2 protein-coding genes are annotated in these 728 nt (G+C 43.1%); both read left to right on the top strand.

The annotated features are described in order from the left end of the window. The coding region (locus ACFING_RS10000; RefSeq protein ID WP_375630821.1) for a hypothetical protein at positions 1-208 on the top strand (208 nt) is incomplete at its 5' end. Between the two features lie 14 nt (positions 209-222). Then, a partial coding sequence (locus ACFING_RS09995; protein WP_375630819.1) for a Bgr_08870 family protein occupies positions 223-728 on the top strand: 506 nt, incomplete at its 3' end.

The following is a 728-nucleotide window of genomic DNA, read 5'->3' as shown; positions in this document are numbered from 1 at the left end:
AACCTTTACACTCGAGATGCAACTGGATGATGGTGCTTTTGTTCCTTTGAAACTCGACGAAACAGAACAGTTATCCGAGCCTCTTTGGACAGAGCGCAAATTTGTAAGCAGCGACAAAGGCGCCAAACAAGCGCGCTTGAAACTCACGCTTACCGGTGGACCAGCAGCGCGGTCAATGGTGTGTGATTTTGGCGCCGGCATATTATGAGGGGAAAATGAGACATGACAAAAACCAAAAAACTCGACATGGAATTGCCTAAAGAAGGACGCTTTATCAGTTCTGAATTCCCAATCTTGCGGGAAAACTTGACCAAAATTGATCAAGCTCTTTTGGCTGTTGAGGAAAAGGTAGACGAAAAGGCACCTTTACAGCACACGCATAGCATAAGTGATGTCGCAGATCTTGAAACAGCCCTCAAAGGCAAAATGGCAGCGGATAAAACCTTCTCATTTGCTGATTTAAGCGATATCGAGGGGGCAAAAGATGCTGCCAACAATTATGTTCTCTATAAATCAAGCAATAATAACTTCACTTTTGGCAGTGCAATATCATTGTTAGGCGCACATCAACATAAAACAGAAGATATCGTGGGTCTTGACGATTTTAGAGCCAAGATCAATGAAGATCTCACAAGCTATGGATGCTTAGCCAGCCCAAATGAATGGCAAAGCTATAATAAATTTACCAGCAAAGTCACTATGAGTGGTGGCTTAGAACTGTTGGGTAA

The sequence above is a fragment of the Bartonella sp. AP150HLJHH genome, assembly GCF_042196385.1.
Lineage (GTDB): Bacteria > Pseudomonadota > Alphaproteobacteria > Rhizobiales > Rhizobiaceae > Bartonella.
Note: the sequence above shows the minus strand (reverse complement) of the source record. Positions and strands in the feature narration are given on the sequence as shown.